The sequence below is a fragment of the Gilvibacter sp. CC01 genome (assembly GCF_055755295.1).
Window position 1 is genome coordinate 62,948 of sequence record NZ_CM146909.1, and the last position, 16,357, is coordinate 79,304.

The 16,357-nt window shown below is 44.1% G+C and carries 14 protein-coding genes, 1 other RNA gene and 1 pseudogene; 7 read left to right on the forward strand and 9 right to left on the reverse strand.

Annotated features, from left to right (window positions below):
* Positions 1-89 precede the first annotated feature (89 nt).
* Positions 90-432: RNase P RNA component class A (gene rnpB / locus AC0J2F_RS00335), an RNA gene on the forward strand.
* Here the strand turns inward: rnpB and AC0J2F_RS00340 are convergent.
* The 3 genes from AC0J2F_RS00340 to AC0J2F_RS00350 are packed head-to-tail and all read right to left on the reverse strand — an operon-like array spanning position 425 to position 2,392.
* Positions 425-964: an RsmD family RNA methyltransferase gene (locus AC0J2F_RS00340; RefSeq protein ID WP_473008071.1), complete on the reverse strand. Its 540-nt coding sequence runs from the start codon at positions 962-964 to the stop codon at positions 425-427. The two genes, rnpB and AC0J2F_RS00340, sit on opposite strands and share 8 nt — an antisense overlap.
* The gene (locus AC0J2F_RS00345) at positions 955-1,752 is read right to left on the reverse strand and encodes a DUF3822 family protein (protein ID WP_473008072.1); all 798 of its coding nucleotides are present in this window, start codon (positions 1,750-1,752) and stop codon (positions 955-957) included. The genes AC0J2F_RS00340 and AC0J2F_RS00345 overlap by 10 nt, the downstream gene beginning before the upstream one ends.
* Positions 1,727-2,392 carry a hypothetical protein gene (locus AC0J2F_RS00350; RefSeq protein ID WP_473008073.1) on the reverse strand — a complete coding sequence of 222 codons (666 nt, stop codon included), beginning with the start codon at positions 2,390-2,392 and terminating at the stop codon, positions 1,727-1,729. Before AC0J2F_RS00350 ends, AC0J2F_RS00345 begins: the two co-directional genes overlap by 26 nt.
* Before the next feature lie 117 nt (positions 2,393-2,509).
* Between AC0J2F_RS00350 and AC0J2F_RS00355 the strand changes: the two genes are divergently transcribed.
* From AC0J2F_RS00355 to AC0J2F_RS00370, 4 genes and pseudogenes are all read left to right on the forward strand, one after another.
* Entirely contained in the window at positions 2,510-3,937 is a 1,428-nt protein-coding gene (locus AC0J2F_RS00355) for an ATP-dependent DNA helicase (RefSeq protein WP_473008074.1), read from the forward strand.
* A gap of 79 nt (positions 3,938-4,016) precedes the next feature.
* Positions 4,017-4,730: pseudogene (gene kdsB, locus AC0J2F_RS00360) on the forward strand (3-deoxy-manno-octulosonate cytidylyltransferase); the annotation flags it as partial.
* Positions 4,731-4,772: 42 nt separating this feature from the next.
* Positions 4,773-5,831 carry an iron-containing alcohol dehydrogenase family protein gene (locus tag AC0J2F_RS00365; protein WP_473009348.1) on the forward strand — a complete coding sequence of 353 codons (1,059 nt, stop codon included), beginning with the start codon at positions 4,773-4,775 and terminating at the stop codon, positions 5,829-5,831.
* A gap of 1 nt (position 5,832) precedes the next feature.
* On the forward strand, positions 5,833-6,378 hold the full coding sequence (locus AC0J2F_RS00370; protein WP_473008075.1) for a 1-acyl-sn-glycerol-3-phosphate acyltransferase: 546 nt from the start codon (positions 5,833-5,835) through the stop codon (positions 6,376-6,378).
* A gap of 10 nt (positions 6,379-6,388) precedes the next feature.
* On the opposite strand, the gene AC0J2F_RS00375 is transcribed toward AC0J2F_RS00370, so the two are convergent.
* The 5 genes from AC0J2F_RS00375 to gcvT all read right to left on the reverse strand — a co-directional run bounded on the left by AC0J2F_RS00375 (position 6,389) and on the right by gcvT (position 10,373).
* Positions 6,389-7,297: a hypothetical protein gene (locus tag AC0J2F_RS00375; RefSeq protein ID WP_473008076.1), complete on the reverse strand. Its 909-nt coding sequence runs from the start codon at positions 7,295-7,297 to the stop codon at positions 6,389-6,391.
* An 88-nt stretch (positions 7,298-7,385) separates the two neighbouring features.
* Positions 7,386-8,102, reverse strand: a complete 717-nt coding sequence (locus AC0J2F_RS00380; RefSeq protein ID WP_087525378.1) for a YebC/PmpR family DNA-binding transcriptional regulator — start codon at positions 8,100-8,102, stop codon at positions 7,386-7,388.
* Positions 8,103-8,158: 56 nt separating this feature from the next.
* Positions 8,159-8,434, reverse strand: a complete 276-nt coding sequence (locus AC0J2F_RS00385; RefSeq protein WP_473008077.1) for a 4a-hydroxytetrahydrobiopterin dehydratase — start codon at positions 8,432-8,434, stop codon at positions 8,159-8,161.
* Between the two features lie 11 nt (positions 8,435-8,445).
* On the reverse strand, positions 8,446-9,291 hold the full coding sequence (locus AC0J2F_RS00390) for a sugar nucleotide-binding protein (RefSeq protein ID WP_473008078.1): 846 nt from the start codon (positions 9,289-9,291) through the stop codon (positions 8,446-8,448).
* Positions 9,291-10,373 (reverse strand): glycine cleavage system aminomethyltransferase GcvT, encoded by a 1,083-nt coding sequence (gene gcvT / locus AC0J2F_RS00395; protein ID WP_473008079.1) that lies wholly within the window; start codon positions 10,371-10,373, stop codon positions 9,291-9,293. The genes AC0J2F_RS00390 and gcvT overlap by 1 nt, the downstream gene beginning before the upstream one ends.
* Positions 10,374-10,574: 201 nt before the next feature.
* Between gcvT and AC0J2F_RS00400 the strand changes: the two genes are divergently transcribed.
* Positions 10,575-12,119, forward strand: coding sequence for an NAD(P)H-hydrate dehydratase (locus AC0J2F_RS00400; protein WP_473008080.1), 1,545 nt, complete (start codon positions 10,575-10,577; stop codon positions 12,117-12,119).
* Positions 12,120-12,191: 72 nt separating this feature from the next.
* Positions 12,192-13,700 carry a histidine ammonia-lyase gene (gene hutH / locus AC0J2F_RS00405; RefSeq protein ID WP_473008081.1) on the forward strand — a complete coding sequence of 503 codons (1,509 nt, stop codon included), beginning with the start codon at positions 12,192-12,194 and terminating at the stop codon, positions 13,698-13,700.
* 48 nt (positions 13,701-13,748) lie between these two features.
* Here the strand turns inward: hutH and AC0J2F_RS00410 are convergent, their stop codons facing one another.
* Entirely contained in the window at positions 13,749-16,304 is a 2,556-nt protein-coding gene (locus AC0J2F_RS00410) for an ATP-dependent Clp protease ATP-binding subunit (protein ID WP_374960160.1), read from the reverse strand.
* Positions 16,305-16,357: the final 53 nt, after the last annotated feature.

Here is a 16,357-nt window from a genome sequence, read left to right on the forward strand (position 1 = left end):
ATAAAAACAAGGGGGTATTTTAGGGGCTGTATGCCGTTGTAATTCTGGTTTTTTATTAACATTATTTGTCAAAAAATGTACTTTTGCAGCCAGCAGACCGCCTTATCGCTCAGAAGTTTCTTCTGGGAGGAAAGTCCGGACACCACAGAGCAGCATAGCGGCTAACGGCCGTCACCCTAAAGTGAACTCGTTCTACTTTGGGGGAGGACAAGTGCAACAGAAAGCAAGTACAGGTAAGGCTGTAGTGAAATCAGGTAAACTCTATGCGGTGAAATGCCATGTAAACCTGCGTTTGAGAGCTGCTCGCGCGATGCAGGAGGGTAGGCAGATAGAAGGGTGCAGTAATGTACACTCCAGATAAATGATAAGGGCCCTGAAGTGAATTTTATTTACTTCGGGGTACAGAATCCGGCTTACAGGTCTGCTATTTTTTATTAAAGAAAGAAAAGCAACTGCCACCGTATCTGCGCAGTTCAAAAAAACCAAGAACTTCACTCAGGTCTAAGTGCTTGGGGTGTTCAACGATCAGGATGCCATCCGCAGCAAGTAAATCTCCCGCTAATACTTTAGTGACCAAATTGCTGAATGCCTCTTCACCCATGTCATATGGAGGGTCGGCAAAGATCAGGTCATAGGATTCCAAATGCTTTGCTACAAAGGCAAAAACATCACTTTTAATGGCGCGGATATTAAAATCCAATTCTTTAGATGTTGCATTAATGTACTTGCAACAGCCGTAGTGTTGATCTACCGCAGTGATGTCTTCGGCTCCACGGGAAGCAAATTCATAGGAGATGTTCCCAGTTCCTGCAAAGAGATCTAACACCTTAGTATCAGCTACATTAATGCGATTTCCAAGAATATTGAACAAGGATTCCTTGGCAAAATCAGTAGTTGGCCGAACAGGCAAGTTTTTAGGAGCTCTCAGGCGTTTACCTTTATGTGTTCCAGAAATTATTCGCATGCGCCGGCAACATTTTTAAGTAGAAAGGGCTGCTGAGAAGCCGACAGCACTTCAACATCTTTGATGTAGCGATACGCCAACTCAAAATAGGGGTCGTCTTCTTTGATCGTTCCACTGAGCACAGCAGTAACTTCTTTGGGATCCAACTGAAGTTGTTCCATGCAGAATAAGAGATAGTAGGCAAAGTCTTCCGGACAGTTCACGGCAAAGGCATTGATAAGGGCTACTTTGCGTCCGCTGGTTATGGCGACCAATAAGGTCTCTGCATCCAAGTGTGCGTTAACCTGTGCTTTGTTGGTATTGTTAGTACGCGCTATAGCTGCAAGCAATACGGTAGCACTGTGCAAAAAGGTAAAGTCCCCGTATCGGTCAAAGAAATAATTGTTGATGTTGGTAAAGGGAACATAGACATTGACCATTTCTCTTGACTTCAAAAGGTCATAATCCAGATAATCCTTAGGCAAGATCTTGGCGTTGTATTTCAAATAGTCGGCCAGATTACTTGGGTCAAAAAGTACTTCAGGAACAAAGGTGAAGGTTGTATGATGATAAATAACGACTACTTCGTCTGCCTTCGCCTCTAAACGCGGCTCACTGCTGATCAATTCCTGCAGCTCCAATAAGATATCTCCGGGATGCAAGCCAGACCGGAGCTTGTGCTCATAGCTCCAAGGCTCGGCATCCGAATATTCCAAGAAAAAAGAAAGTCCGGTCAAACTAATTTGAACGGACAGTCTTTTTATGTTTTCGGTCGAAACCGCTTTAATTCTTTCTTGCGGGTGTGTCATAGTTTTTAGGCCAGTTACCGTTGGTATTAACCTCGGTCATGGATCCTACTATAATGTGTGTTCCGTTAATATCTTCTACCGATACGATCTGGTTCTCCTGAGCTAATAAATCTGGATCTTGATCTGAAAGAATAACATTCTTAGCCACTTTAGCTTCGAACACAGGTAGTTTAAAATCTCCAGATTCGATCATACCAGCATCCATTTCGAACTTGGCATCTACACCAGTGATAGGAATGTTCATCATGGTCTTGTAGCGATCTGAATCTCTAAAAAGAGAATCCTTAACACTCTGGTATCCGATGGTATCGATAAGTGTCTCTTCAATGAAGTATCCTTCTGTAATTCCGAAAGCTTTGTTCTTTTCAACATCATCATAGATGGTGTCTCTACGTTGGGTAATGGCAAATTCAGCCGTATCTACAAAGGCTACTAAACCGTCAAAATCCTTAGCGAATACTCCGGTAACTTCTTGGTGAGCCAATTGAGCAGATCTAATATCCTTAAGGTTGTCGATTACTTTAGCGTAGCGCTTCTCTTTGACTTGGTTGAATTGAATTGGTCCGTAAATGGATTTAAACAATAAATACCCTAACAAACCAATGATTGCCCAAAGCACTAATTGAATTACTATTTTCATTCTTGAAGAGAGTTTTTTTGTTAAAACTAGGTCTAACGCAAATCTACAATTTTTTTTGTTTTGCGAAAGTAATATCCTATAAAATTCCCTTAGTTTTAGGGCAAAGAAATCATCCGGATGCAACCTCAAGAATTTTACGAAATTCTGCGTGAAAACTTTCCTCATCAGCCTACTTTAACACAGCAGAAAGCCTTACAATTATTGGCTTTATATTGCTGTAAATCAGCTCCTGATGAGTTGTTTGTGCTCAAAGGTTATGCCGGTACCGGAAAGACCTCAATTATGGCCACCTTGGTGAGTCAGCTTTGGAAGTTGAAAAAGTCGGCCTACTTATTGGCACCAACCGGAAGAGCGGCAAAGGTATTGGGTAATTACGCTGGTAGACAGGCACATACCATCCATCGTAAGATATATACGCCCCGAAAAAAGAAAGGCGGCGGTATCACTTTTGTAAAAAGACCAAACAAACACAGAAATACGATTTTTATCGTCGATGAGGCCTCCATGATACCCGACATGCAGCTCAACGCAACCTCTCAGGAACGATCGTCACTCTTAGAAGATTTGGTCCAATACGTCTACAGTGGGCACGGATGCCGATTGATCCTTATTGGGGATACAGCTCAACTACCACCTGTTAAATTAGATGTAAGTCCGGCCTTAGACGAAGACCTAATGGCTCGCTTTTTTGACAAAAAGGTGAATGTTATGGAGCTCAACGAAGTGGTGCGACAGCAAATGGATAGTGGTATCTTATTCAATGCCACTGAGATCAGAGATCGCTTGTCTCATGAGTTCTACGAGGGCTATCAGTTTAAACTCAGCGACTTTCACGATATGGTAAGGCCAACAGACGGCCAAGAGGTCATGGATGCGCTTAATGATGCTTATAGTGATCAAGGCACAGAAGGTGCTATTGTAATTGTACGATCCAACAAACGCGCAAATTTGTTCAATCAGCAGATAAGACAACGAATCCTTTTTAAAGAAGGGGAATTGGAGGCTGGAGATTTCCTCATGGTAGTTAAGAACAACTATTTCTGGTTAAAACCAGACAGCGCGGCAGGCTTTGTAGCAAACGGAGATATTATAGAAGTTTTAGAGATCCATGCCATTAGCGATCTTTACGGTTTTAGATTTGCAACCGTTAGCGTGCGCATGGTAGATTATCCAGAGATGAAGCCTTTTGAGACGGTCTTGCTTCTAGATACACTAATGGCAGAAACTCCATCTTTGCCTTATGAAGATTCCAACCGACTTTACGAAGCAGTAAAGGAGGATTATGAAGATGAAGTCTCCCATTACAAGAAGTTTTTGGCCATTAAGAACAACAAATATTTTAATGCCATGCAAGTCAAGTTCGCCTATGCCATTACTTGTCACAAATCGCAAGGAGGGCAATGGCCAACGGTTTTTATAGAACAACCCTATTTGCCAGAAGGCCCAGATAAGTCCTATTTTAGATGGTTGTACACCGCGCTAACACGTGCCAGTGAAAAAGTCTATTTGCTGGGGTTTTCAAGATCGTTCTTTGCAGAGGACTAACCCAATCGATCTTATAAATTATTGTACTTTTGACCTTCTAAAACACATCACATTGAACACACCACTGCGTATTATTGCAATGATACCCGCACGTTATGGCGCCTCGAGATTCCCAGGTAAACTCATGCAGGACTTGGGCGGTAAGACTGTTATTCGTCGCACTTATGAGGCCGCTCTGGATACCGGCTTGTTCCAAGATGCATATGTGGTTACTGATAGCGATGTGATTTTTCAAGAGATTACGGCTCATGGCGGGAAGGCCATTATGAGCCAAAAGGAGCATGAGTGCGGAAGCGACCGGATTGCAGAAGCTGTTGCAGATATGGATGTGGACATAGTGGTCAATGTGCAGGGAGACGAACCCTTTACCACTAAAGAAGGTTTGGAGCAAGTCCTGAATGTGTTTTATCAAGAAGATGCAGAAAAGATTGACTTGGCGTCTTTAATGACAGAGATAACAGACTGGAAAGAGATCAGCGATCCAAATTGCGTTAAGGTCATTGTAGATAAAGACAATTTTGCCCTTTATTTCTCAAGATCTCCGATACCGTATCCGCGAGATAAGAATACGGCGGTCAAGTATTTTAAGCACAAGGGAATCTATGCCTTTAGAAAGCAGGCGATTATGGATTTTTATCGCCTACCCATGCGCAAGCTGGAGGCTGCAGAAAAGATCGAGTGTATTCGTTACTTGGAATACGGACATAATATTAAAATGGCCGTTACTAAGGATCAAGGTGTGGAGATCGATACTCCAGAAGATCTGGCGCGAGCCAAGCGTCTTATCGAAAAGCAGGAAGCTCCGGTGGTCAACATGGGCTATCGCAACTTTCCTATGGTTCCCAAGGTGGTATTCGGTACGGGTAGTTTTGATCAGCTCAAACAGATCTTGGCTCCACAGCGTAAAGACCGATCTCCATTTGTCTTTTTGGTAGACGATGTCTTTGAGAACAATACCGAATTAACCGATAGAATTACCTTAGAATACAACGATAAGCTCATTTTTGTTTCTACCATAGAAGAGCCTAAAACGTCCCAAGTAGACGCTATAGTAAATCGCATACGAGCAGAGTACAAACAACTACCTTCCGGTATTATTGGTATTGGCGGTGGCTCGGTTTTAGATCTGGCCAAGGCGGTTTCTATACTCTTAACCAATCCCGGCGGAGCTGCAGACTATCAAGGTTGGGATTTGGTAGGAAAAAAGGCGGTATATCACGTTGGCATCCCTACTATTTCAGGAACAGGAGCTGAAGTGTCTCGAACTTGCGTTTTGACCGGCCCAGAAAAGAAACTCGGCATCAATAGTGATTTTACTCCCTTTGATCAAGTGATCTTGGATCCGGATCTGTGTATCGGTGTTCCCAAGAATCAATGGTTCTACACGGGTATGGATTGTTTCATTCATTGTGTGGAATCTTTACAAGGAACTTTTTTGAACGCCTTTAGCCAGAGTTATGGAGAAAAAGCTTATGATCTGTGTTTAGAGATCTTTTTAGGTGATGGTATTGCTGCGGATGAGTCTCGTGCCAAACTCATGATGGCTTCTTGGCACGGCGGTATGAGCATTGCCTATTCTCAAGTCGGGGTAGCTCATGCTTTGAGTTATGGACTCAGTTATGTGTTGGGTGCCAAACACGGCATTGGAAACTGCATCGTCTTTAATCAGTTGCAGGAATTTTATCCTGAAGGGGTAAAGCTTTTCAAGCAAATGATGACCAAGCATCAGATCGACCTACCTAAGGGAATTTGCTATCAATTGACCGAAGCTCAAATGGAAACCATGATAGATACTGCTTTGGGCTTGGTTCCGTTGTGGGAGAATGCTCTGGGTGACAATTGGCAAAAAATAGCAACGCGCGAAAAACTACGCGAACTCTACCTAAAAATGTAGCATGTGGTTCACTAAATTCATTTTCCACAAGCTTATGGGTTGGAAGATCCAGGGTAGCTTTGATCAGGAGGTCAAAAAATCGGTGGTCTTGGTAGTGCCGCATACACATTGGCACGATTTCGCTATTGGATCGTTTGCACGTAGAATTTTAAGGACCAAAATTAATTTTGTCGGTAAAAAGGAACTTTTTAAGTGGCCTATGGGAGCCTATTTTCGTTGGATGGGAGGCTATCCGCTAGACAGAACCTCTGGGCAGAACAAGGTTGAAGCTATAGCGGCTATCTTTGATAAACACGAAGAGTTCCGCATGGCTATTGCGCCAGAAGGCACCAGAAAGAAAGTAGATGCTTGGAAAACAGGATACTTTTACATCGCTATGGCTGCCAAGGTGCCGGTAATAGCGGTTGCCTTTGATTACAAAACCAAAACTGTAGTGGTACACCCACCTTATACCCTCACAGGAGATCTAGAATCCGATACGGCTGCCTTAATGGCAAAATTCAGAGGGGTAGTAGGGAAGATCCCAGAATACACACAAGATTTTTAGAAAAAGCAGCTTAGTTAATTCGTAACGCATCTACGAACAAGCGTCCGTTGCGACCGTTCCAGAACCATACTCCGGATTGTGCTGTAGGGGCACATCGCGTATCTGAATAGGTGCCACGGTTGTTCTGAAAACTGTAAGAAAGGTTCCAATCGCAGCGAAAACCGTTAAAGTTCGAGAATTGGTTTTTACCTTCCAATAAGGCGATATCGCCAGAAACCTGAGCTATATAAGGCCCGCGTACATCAAATCCGAAGCAACCTTCAAAATCTTCCGTAGTGTCTCTTTCCAGGTCAACATATACCTGTTCACCTCGAGAAATGACTACTTCGCTCAAACGGAATGCGCCAGGAAAATTAAACTCGCGTATACCGAAAGAGATCAGATCCCAATTTCCTTTAAAATCAGGTTCTAGAGAGTCGTCATAATGCCCAAGGGCTATAGAAATTCGTCTAGAAGATCGCTCCTTGTATGCCTTGATATATCCAGGTACTTCGTTGAGGACAACCTGAGTTGCCTTAGGATCATCTATATCTGCTACATTGAAAAAGAAGGAACCTTGGTTGTTTCTAAAAGCAACGGTGGTCAAAGTTTCTGTTTCTGCCATAAAGGCCATTTTTTGCCCGTTGATAAAATGAATGGCAGCTGCCATTTCACCGTTATTACTAAGATTGATCACAATTTCTCCGTGATACACTCCATCGTAAGTGGAGAATATTCCGCGGTATAAGCCTTGGCTGCTATTGTCTAAGCTAGCTCTAGGATCTTGCAGATCAATGTCGTCAAAAATCTCCTCATCGGTCGGATCCACACTAATGGTGGAATCCCCGGTGGGATTCGCGCCTCTTTCCTCCAGAAACGAGTCCTTTTGGCAAGACCAGATTACACTGCTTAACACAAAGTAAATCAGTAAATTACGCATTGATTTTTATTTAACCTACAGAGCTAAGTTAAGGAATTGAGACTATACTAACAAAATCAGCGAATTCTCTTACGTATCGCTGGGGTTATTAGTCGAGTTCGTTCATATTGTGGTAGACGTTCTGAACGTCGTCGTCTTCTTCGATCTTTTCCAGAAGTTTCTCTACATCCTCTTTAGATGCCGCATCCAATGTTTTGGTCACCTGCGGGATACGTTCAAAGCCAGAGGCTATGATCTCGATCCCTTTTTCCTCTAAAGCGGATTGTATCGCTCCGAAGCTTTCGAAAGGGGCATAAATCATAACGCCATCTTCATCTTCAAAGACCTCTTCAACACCGTGATCTATGAGTTCTAGTTCTAGCTCTTCCAGATCGATCCCCTCGCCGTTGATGCGAAAATTACAGGTGTGATCGAACATAAATACCACAGATCCTGAAGTACCTAAACTGCCGTCGCACTTATTAAAGTAAGAACGAATGTTAGCCACAGTTCTGGTATTGTTGTCTGTAGCGGTCTCAACCAAAATGGCAATCCCGTGTGGAGCGTAACCCTCGAATAAGACTTCCTTATAATCGCCCTGAGACTTGTCAGAAGCGCGTTTAATGGCGCGCTCAATATTGTCCTTAGGCATATTGACCGACTTGGCATTTTGAATTACCGCGCGCAGTTTGGAATTGGCGTCCGGATCAGGACCGCCTTCTTTAACGGCCATAACAATATCTTTCCCAATTCGCGTAAAAGCTTTGGACATAGCCGCCCATCGCTTCATTTTACGTGCTTTTCTAAATTCAAACGCTCTTCCCATAGATAAAAATTGATTCGAAGCGCAAATTTAAAAAAATGCAACTTCTTTTAAAATGATTATACCAGATCAGAAATACGCTTGGCAAGTTCTATATCTGCGGAGGTGATCCCGCCAGCTTCGTGGGTTTGCAAGGCTATCGTTATACGGTTGTAGACATTCTCCCAGTTCGGATGATGATTCAAGGCCTCAGCCTCAAAGGAAATTCTCGTCATTAGAGCAAAGGCAGCTTTAAAATCCTCACAGACTATCTCTGTTTTGAGAAACCCTTCTGTGTACTGCCATTGCGGCAGCTCTGTAAGCGCTTTATCTATTTCTGTCTCCGAAAGTTTCATTAGCCTGTCTTTTAAGAGTTCTTAGGGCTTAAGGTACTTATTTCTTCGTTGAGGACCACTTGGTTGATCAATTGAGCCACAGAACTTCTGTAGTGTGCAGGTAGTTTGTTGTATTTGGGCAAGAGTGCACGGTATTCATCTTCATTGGAGCTGTAATTGTAAGAAAATGCCATGGGTTGCAATCCCAATTTTTGGGCCAGTTCTATAAACAGGTCACTGTGGTGGATCAAATCTGTACTGCTTAAATGAAATACTCCCGTAGCCTTGCGATTCACAATATAATGGAGTTGTCTGGCCAGTTCTTGTTCGGTATTGATACCAATAATCTCATTGGGATGCAACTCAAAATGTGCTTTGTGAGCATGAGCGGCTTGCAGTTGTTTTATAAGCGGAGCACTTGGCCCTAAAAGCAAAGGCAATCGCAAAATACTATACAAGGACTCTGGCAGGTCCATCACTATACGTTCCAGCTGACTTAGGTGTTTGCCTTGAATAGATTGCGGCAATTGCTTGTCGGTCTCATAACTGGCATGAGAGCGCACGGCATCGAACACAGCAACTCCAGAGAAGAGAACCAGATGTGCTTCGGTTGCACGGCAATATTCCACAAGTATCTTTAGGATTTGCTGCTGCGCCTGCTGTGGCCCAGCTAGGGCATAAACAACCGTAGTAGGGTTTAAATTTTTAAGTAGATCAGCAACGGAATCCTTTTCTAGGTCAAAGTAATGCATGACCTGATTTTCAGTATAGTCTTTTGAGGAAAAATAAGTGCCGTGTAGATCAAAGTAAGGGGTGAGTTCCTTGTAGGAGATCCGCCCTAAATAACCACTAGCTCCAAGTATCAGAATCCGACGCACTATCCTTTATAAAACGGAAGTTTTACTACAGTGGCCGGTACTGCATTCTTTCTTATCTGAATGTGAATACGCGTTCCCGGATCGGCCATTACGGCAGGTACATAACCCATACCAATACCTTTTTTAAGCGACGGCGACATAGTACCACTGGTGACATTTCCAACCGTCTTACCGTTGCCATCGACTATATCATAGCCTTGACGAGGAATTCCGCGATCTTCTAATTCGAATCCTACGAGTTTGCGCTCCGGAGTTCTTTCTTTTTGATCTTTTAAGGCTTCGGAGTTTATAAAGTCCTTGGTGAACTTAGTGATCCAACCTAGTCCAGCCTCGATAGGAGAAGTGGTATCGTCGATATCGTTTCCGTACAGGCAGTAGCCCATTTCCAAGCGAAGGGTGTCACGAGCAGCAAGCCCTACAGGTTTTATCCCATAGTCTGCGCCAGCTTCTAAGACCTTGTCCCAAACTTGTTTTACTTCACTGTTTTTGCAATAGATCTCGAATCCGCCGCTACCGGTATATCCTGTGGCAGAGATTATGGTGTGCTCAATACCGGCAAAATCGCCCACAACAAAGTTGTAAAACTTTATAGAAGCTAGGTCAACGCTGCTTAGCGACTGCATGGCTTCTACCGCTTTTGGCCCTTGAATGGCGAGTAGGGAATAATCTTCACTAATGTCGCGTAAAGAAGCTCCCATGCTATTGTGCTTGTTTATCCAAGCCCAGTCCTTTTCAATATTGGAGGCGTTTACCACCAACAAGTATTCCTCCTCTTTAACACGGTAAACGATAAGATCGTCTACAATGCCACCGTCCTCATTAGGGAAACAGCTGTACTGCGCCTTACCAACGGTGAGTTTAGCCGCATCGTTAGAACATACTTTTTGTATCAAGGCCAAAGCATTTGGACCACTCACTAAAAATTCGCCCATATGAGAAACATCGAACACCCCAACGGCATTTCTAACAGTTTCGTGTTCTATGTTTACGCCTTCATAAGAGACAGGCATATTGTAACCGGCAAAAGGTACCATTTTGGCGCCGAGTGCCTGATGCGTTTCAGTAAGTGCAGTATTTTTCAAAACGATGTCTTAATTTAATTTAGTTCCGATTTTCGGTAGGATATGAAGCAGATATGCCTCAGACGCAACCGCAACAAATTTAAGTATTATCTGGGCAGTTTCCCCGAGAACTTAACGAGAATTTATCAAAAATAAATCCGCAGAAACTCTGCTTAAAATCCTACCTTTAAGCCTGCAAAAACCGCGCTAAAGCACCTCAGCATGAACATATTTTCTACAGAACAATTATACCAGGCAGATGCCATAACCATTCAAAAACAAGAATTGGGGCCAACCGACCTGATGGAACGGGCAGGAACTCAGGTTTTCAATTGGTTACACAGCAGAATGCAAGGGGCTCAAGTTCCTGTTAGGATTTTTTGTGGAATAGGTAATAACGGCGGAGATGGCTTAGTTTTGGCCAGGCATCTCATTCAGCACGGTTATAATGTTCACACTTATGTGGTCAACTGCAGTGACAAACGTTCTAAAAACTTTTTGATCAACTACGACAGAGTTAAGCAAGTCACTAAAAAGTGGCCCACACTTATAAGATCGGAGGCAGATTTTCCAGAAATACACCGCGATGATGTTGTAGTGGATGCTATTTTCGGTATTGGTCTGAATCGTTGTATGGAAGGTTGGGTAAAGGCCATGGTGCAGCATCTAAATGGTGCAGGAGCTTTTATATTGGCAATCGATATGCCCAGCGGGCTTTATCCGAACGCCCCAATTGAAGACCCAGATGCGGTTGTAAAGGCCAATCACACCTTGAGTTTCCAAACACCCAAGTTGTCCTTTTTCATGCCGTCTACCGGAATTTACACCAATACCTGGGAGGCCATGGATATCGGCTTGGATCCGGAATTTCTTATGACACAACCGCCCATAGCTACCTTATTACACAAGCAGCATATTTTAAGTTGGTATCAACCCCGAGCCAAATTCTCTTATAAGGGCACTTTTGGTCACAGTATGTTGGTAGGTGGTAGCAAAGGAAAGCTTGGAGCAGTAGTGCTAGCTACGCAAGCGGCCTTAAGGGCTGGTAGCGGTTTAGCTACAGCTCATGTGCCTGCCTGCGGGCTCACGGTTATGCAGACCGCTGTGCCAGAAGCTATGGCGTCTAGTGCCGATGAGAATACCTTCTTGGACAGTATTCCACAAAGTGAAGATCACACCTACGGAATCGGAATGGGGATGGGGATGGAAGAAGCCTCTAAAAACGCTTTGATCGGCTTTTTAGAACAACAGAAAAATCCGGTTGTTTTAGATGCAGATGCATTGAACCTTTTGGCTACATCACCAGAATCCTACGAAAAGATCCCAGCGCAGTCGGTGCTGACACCTCATCCAGGAGAATTAAAGCGGCTGTTAGGGGAGTGGACAGACGACTTTGACAAAGTTCAAAAGATTAAAGCATTTGCTGCCAAATACAATTTGGTGCTGCTTATTAAAGGAGCGCACACCTGCATTTGCTTTGAGCAGGGAATGCTTATCAACCCAACTGGGAACCCAGGAATGGCAACCGCCGGAAGCGGAGATGTTCTGGCCGGAATGATCACCGGGCTAATGGCACAAGGATACCCGAGTTGGCAAGCGGCTGCCATGGGTGTTTACCTGCACGGAAGCGCCGGAGATATTGCGGTCCAACAATTGGGATATCAAGCGCTGTTGGCTTCGGATATTACTTTGAACATTGGTAATGCCTTCATTGAATTGTTTAAGCCTGAGCAGGCTCCGCAGCAAGAAGAAGCACAAGAAGATTAAACAGACATTTGCTTTTGGTAGGCCCTTAATTATTGACACAGAAAGTGTATTTTTGAGGCATCAATTAACAGTATGGATGCCACCTATCAGATCGGTTCGTCTACCTTGGACTTACCGCTTTTAAAGAAACTAGCTGAACAGCCTCACCACTTACAACTCAGCGATGTTGCTCGGGAGAGAATTCAGCGTTCCTACGACTATTTACACGGCAAATTGGAGTCTACCAAGTCACCGGTTTACGGTATAAATACAGGCTTTGGCAGCTTGTGTAATGTTGCCATTTCTGAAGACAAACTGACCGAATTACAAGAGAATTTAGTTATGTCTCATGCTTGTGGTGTGGGCGAAGAAGTTCCCAAAGCCGTAGTAAAGACCATGCTACTACTCAAGATCCAATCTTTGAGCTATGGCCATAGTGGAGTGTCTTTAGAAACTGTAGAATTACTGATTGAATTCTACAACCACGAAGTATTGCCTGTGGTATTCCAACAGGGCAGTTTAGGGGCTTCTGGAGATTTGGCGCCATTAGCGCATTTGGCTTTGCCACTACTCGGCAAGGGAGAGGTTTATTTTGAGGGCGAGCGCCAATTGGCCTCAGAAGTATTAAAACAATTGAACTTAAGCCCGATAAAATTACAAGCCAAAGAAGGTTTGGCCCTGCTCAACGGCACCCAGTTCATGAGTGCTTACGGGGTAGAATTGCTGCTTCAAGGTTATAAAATGTCTTATTTGGCAGACCTTATTGCCGCTAGTTCTGTAGATGCTTTTGATTGCAACTTGAGTCCTTTTGATCCGCTGGTACATTTAGTTCGCCCGCACAAGGGGCAGATCAAGACCGCTGCGCGGATACTTGAATTCTTAGACGGAAGTGAAATAGCAGCAGGGGAGAAGTCCAATGTGCAAGATCCGTATTCATTTCGCTGTGTGCCACAGGTACACGGAGCTACTAAAGACACTTTGGATTTTGTGGCGCAAACGGTACTTACAGAGATCAATTCGGTAACAGACAACCCCAATATTTTTGTTGGGGAAGACAGAATCATTTCTGGCGGTAACTTTCACGGGCAACCCCTGGCCTTGGCCTTGGATTATCTGGGAATTGCCTTGGCCGAATTGGCTAATATTTCAGAGCGTCGTACCTATCAATTGGTTTCTGGCTTAAGAGGCTTACCAGACTTTTTGGTACAAAAGCCAGGTTTGCATTCCGGATTTATGATTCCGCAGTATACCGCAGCGAGCATAGTGAGCCAGAACAAACAATTGGCCAGTCCGGCTTCTGTGGACTCCATAGTTTCTAGCAATGGGCAAGAAGATCATGTGAGCATGGGAGCTAATGCGGCTACCAAATGTTACCGTATTGCCGCAAATGTTACTAAGGTGCTCGCTATAGAACTGATGAACAGCTCACAAGCATTGGCTTTTAGAGCACCGCTTAAGACCTCCGCCTTTTTGGAGTCGCTTTTAGAAGTGTATCGCGGTGAAGTGCCTGTGGTTTCGGAAGACAGGATACTATCCGAAGACATCCACAACAGCATTAGCTTTTTAGAGGGCCTACAAATAGATGCTGCGGAGCTATATTAATTTGGTTAGTTAGCGCTAGTTATGGCCTAAGAATATAAAGACAAAAGCCTACGAATTCGTAGGCTTTTTTTGTTTTTTGATCTTGATCTTCAGTTCTTCGGTCTTGCTGTCCAGGTCCATGGTAATGGTATCTCCTTCTTGCAGCGAAGTATTGATGATCTCTTCCGCTAGGGCATCTTCCACATACTTCTGGATGGCCCTTTTGAGCGGTCTGGCACCGTAGTCCTTGTCAAAGCCTTTGTCTGCAATATAGTCTTTGGCTTTTTCGGTAAGCTGTAGGGTGTAACCCAGGTCAGCAATACGGGCGATCAATTTATCTAGTTCGATATCGATGATCTTGTGGATGTCCTCACGCTCTAGGGCGTTGAACACCATTACATCGTCTATACGATTCAAGAACTCAGGCGCGAAAGTCTTCTTCAAGGCATTCTCAATAACACTCTTGGCGTGTGCATCGGCTTGGTTCATTTTGGCTGAGGTGCCAAAACCAACTCCTTGTCCAAAGTCCTTCAACTTGCGTGATCCGATATTGGAGGTCATAATGATGATCGTATTTCTAAAGTCGATCTTACGACCCAAAGAATCTGTCAAATATCCGTCATCCAATACCTGTAGCATCATGTTGAATACATCTGGATGCGCTTTTTCGATCTCATCGAGCAGCACGACCGCATAAGGTTTACGGCGGATCTTCTCGGTGAGTTGCCCTCCTTCTTCATAACCAACATATCCTGGAGGTGCACCAATTAAACGAGAAACGGCAAATTTCTCCATGTACTCACTCATATCGATACGGATCAAGGCGTTGTCGGAATCAAAGAGTTCGCGGGCCAATACTTTAGCCAACTGCGTTTTACCAACCCCTGTCTGCCCTAAGAATATAAAGGAACCGATCGGTTTGTTCGGATCTTTAAGCCCAGCGCGATTACGCTGAATGGCTTTAACCACTTTTTTCACTGCCTCGTCTTGACCGATCACTTTACCCATGATACGATCTGGGAGGGCAGCCAATTTCGTGCTTTCGGTCTGTGCTATGCGATTCACAGGAACTCCTGTCATCATAGAGACCACTTCTGCGACATTCTCTTCGGATACGGTTTCTCGGTGCAGCTTGGATTCGTTTTCCCAAGCTTCTTGAGCACGCGCTAATTCTCGTTCTAAATTCTTTTCGTCGTCGCGGAGTTTAGCAGCTTCTTCGTATTTCTGCTTTTTGACCACTGTATTCTTGAGTTCGCGAACTTCTTCCAGTTTGTTCTCAATGTCCAAAATGGTAGAAGGCACATTGATGTTGGTAATGTGCACACGTGAACCGGCTTCGTCCAAAGCGTCGATAGCCTTGTCTGGTAAGAAACGGTCTGTCATATAACGGTTTGTAAGCTTTACACAAGCCTCCAAAGCATCGTCTGTATAAGTCACATTGTGATGCGATTCGTATTTCTCTTTGATGTTCTTGAGGATTTCTATGGTCTCTTCTACAGAGGTAGGCTCAACCAATACCTTTTGAAAACGACGCTCTAGAGCACCGTCTTTCTCGATGTATTGACGATATTCGTCTAGCGTAGTGGCACCGATACATTGAATCTCCCCACGTGCGAGCGCTGGTTTGAACATATTGGATGCATCCAAAGAACCTGTGGCACCTCCGGCGCCAACTATAGTGTGGATCTCATCGATAAAGAGAATGATGTCGTCATTCTTTTCCAACTCGTTCATCACCGCTTTCATGCGCTCTTCGAACTGTCCGCGGTATTTGGTACCTGCAACTAAGCTCGCTAAGTCCAAAGTAACTACACGCTTGTCGTAAAGAATACGCGACACTTTACGTTGTACAATACGCAGGGCTAGGCCTTCTGCAATGGCAGATTTCCCAACCCCAGGTTCTCCAATAAGGAGGGGGTTGTTCTTTTTACGGCGACTCAATATCTGAGAAACACGCTGAATTTCGGCCTCACGTCCTACTACAGGATCTAATTTGCCTTCTTCGGCCTGAGCAGTCAGATCGCGTCCGAAGTTATCTAAAACAGGCGTTTTCGACTTTTTATTCCCCTTGGTACTTCCGCCACCAAAAGGATTGTCTTTACCACCGTCTTCTGCGGTTGCGTCATCTTCGTCACCAAAAGAGGATTCTGCCGTAGGCGAATCAATAAAGTCATCGTCGTTTGCGATCATAAATTTAAATTGGTCTTTAACGCCGTCGTAATCGATCTTGAGTTTGTTCAGCAACTTGGTCGTTGGGTCGTTCTCGTTTCTGAGAATACACAACAGCAAATGAGCCGTATTGATAGATGAGCTTTGAAACAGCTTGGCCTCCAAGAAGGTCGTCTTTAGGGCGCGTTCGGCCTGACGGGTCAAATGCAGATTCTTTTTATCGTTGGAGGTCGCTGCCGAATTTGGATTGGCAGGACTCAATATCTCAACCTTGCGGCGCAGGTTATTCAGGTCAATATCCAGCGCATTGAGTATGTTTATTGCTTTCCCATTGCCATCGCGCAGCAATCCCAACATCAAGTGCTCGGTGCCGATAAAATCATGGCCCAGACGCAATGCCTCCTCTTTACTATAGGCAATTACATCTTTTACTCTGGGAGAAAAATTATCATCCATAATCTAGAATTCCTTTCTGTCTAAAATTACTAAAACAATGATTAAGGAGCAAA

Coding starts and splice junctions, on each gene's coding strand:
- AC0J2F_RS00340 (WP_473008071.1), bottom strand. CDS start 964: ATGCGAATAATTTCTGGAACACATAAAGGTAAACGCCTGAGAGCTCCT.
- AC0J2F_RS00345 (WP_473008072.1), bottom strand. CDS start 1,752: ATGACACACCCGCAAGAAAGAATTAAAGCGGTTTCGACCGAAAACATA.
- AC0J2F_RS00350 (WP_473008073.1), bottom strand. CDS start 2,392: ATGAAAATAGTAATTCAATTAGTGCTTTGGGCAATCATTGGTTTGTTA.
- AC0J2F_RS00355 (WP_473008074.1), top strand. CDS start 2,510: ATGCAACCTCAAGAATTTTACGAAATTCTGCGTGAAAACTTTCCTCAT.
- AC0J2F_RS00365 (WP_473009348.1), top strand. CDS start 4,773: ATGGTTCCCAAGGTGGTATTCGGTACGGGTAGTTTTGATCAGCTCAAA.
- AC0J2F_RS00370 (WP_473008075.1), top strand. CDS start 5,833: ATGTGGTTCACTAAATTCATTTTCCACAAGCTTATGGGTTGGAAGATC.
- AC0J2F_RS00375 (WP_473008076.1), bottom strand. CDS start 7,297: ATGCGTAATTTACTGATTTACTTTGTGTTAAGCAGTGTAATCTGGTCT.
- AC0J2F_RS00380 (WP_087525378.1), bottom strand. CDS start 8,102: ATGGGAAGAGCGTTTGAATTTAGAAAAGCACGTAAAATGAAGCGATGG.
- AC0J2F_RS00385 (WP_473008077.1), bottom strand. CDS start 8,434: ATGAAACTTTCGGAGACAGAAATAGATAAAGCGCTTACAGAGCTGCCG.
- AC0J2F_RS00400 (WP_473008080.1), top strand. CDS start 10,575: ATGAACATATTTTCTACAGAACAATTATACCAGGCAGATGCCATAACC.
- hutH (WP_473008081.1), top strand. CDS start 12,192: ATGGATGCCACCTATCAGATCGGTTCGTCTACCTTGGACTTACCGCTT.
- AC0J2F_RS00410 (WP_374960160.1), bottom strand. CDS start 16,304: ATGGATGATAATTTTTCTCCCAGAGTAAAAGATGTAATTGCCTATAGT.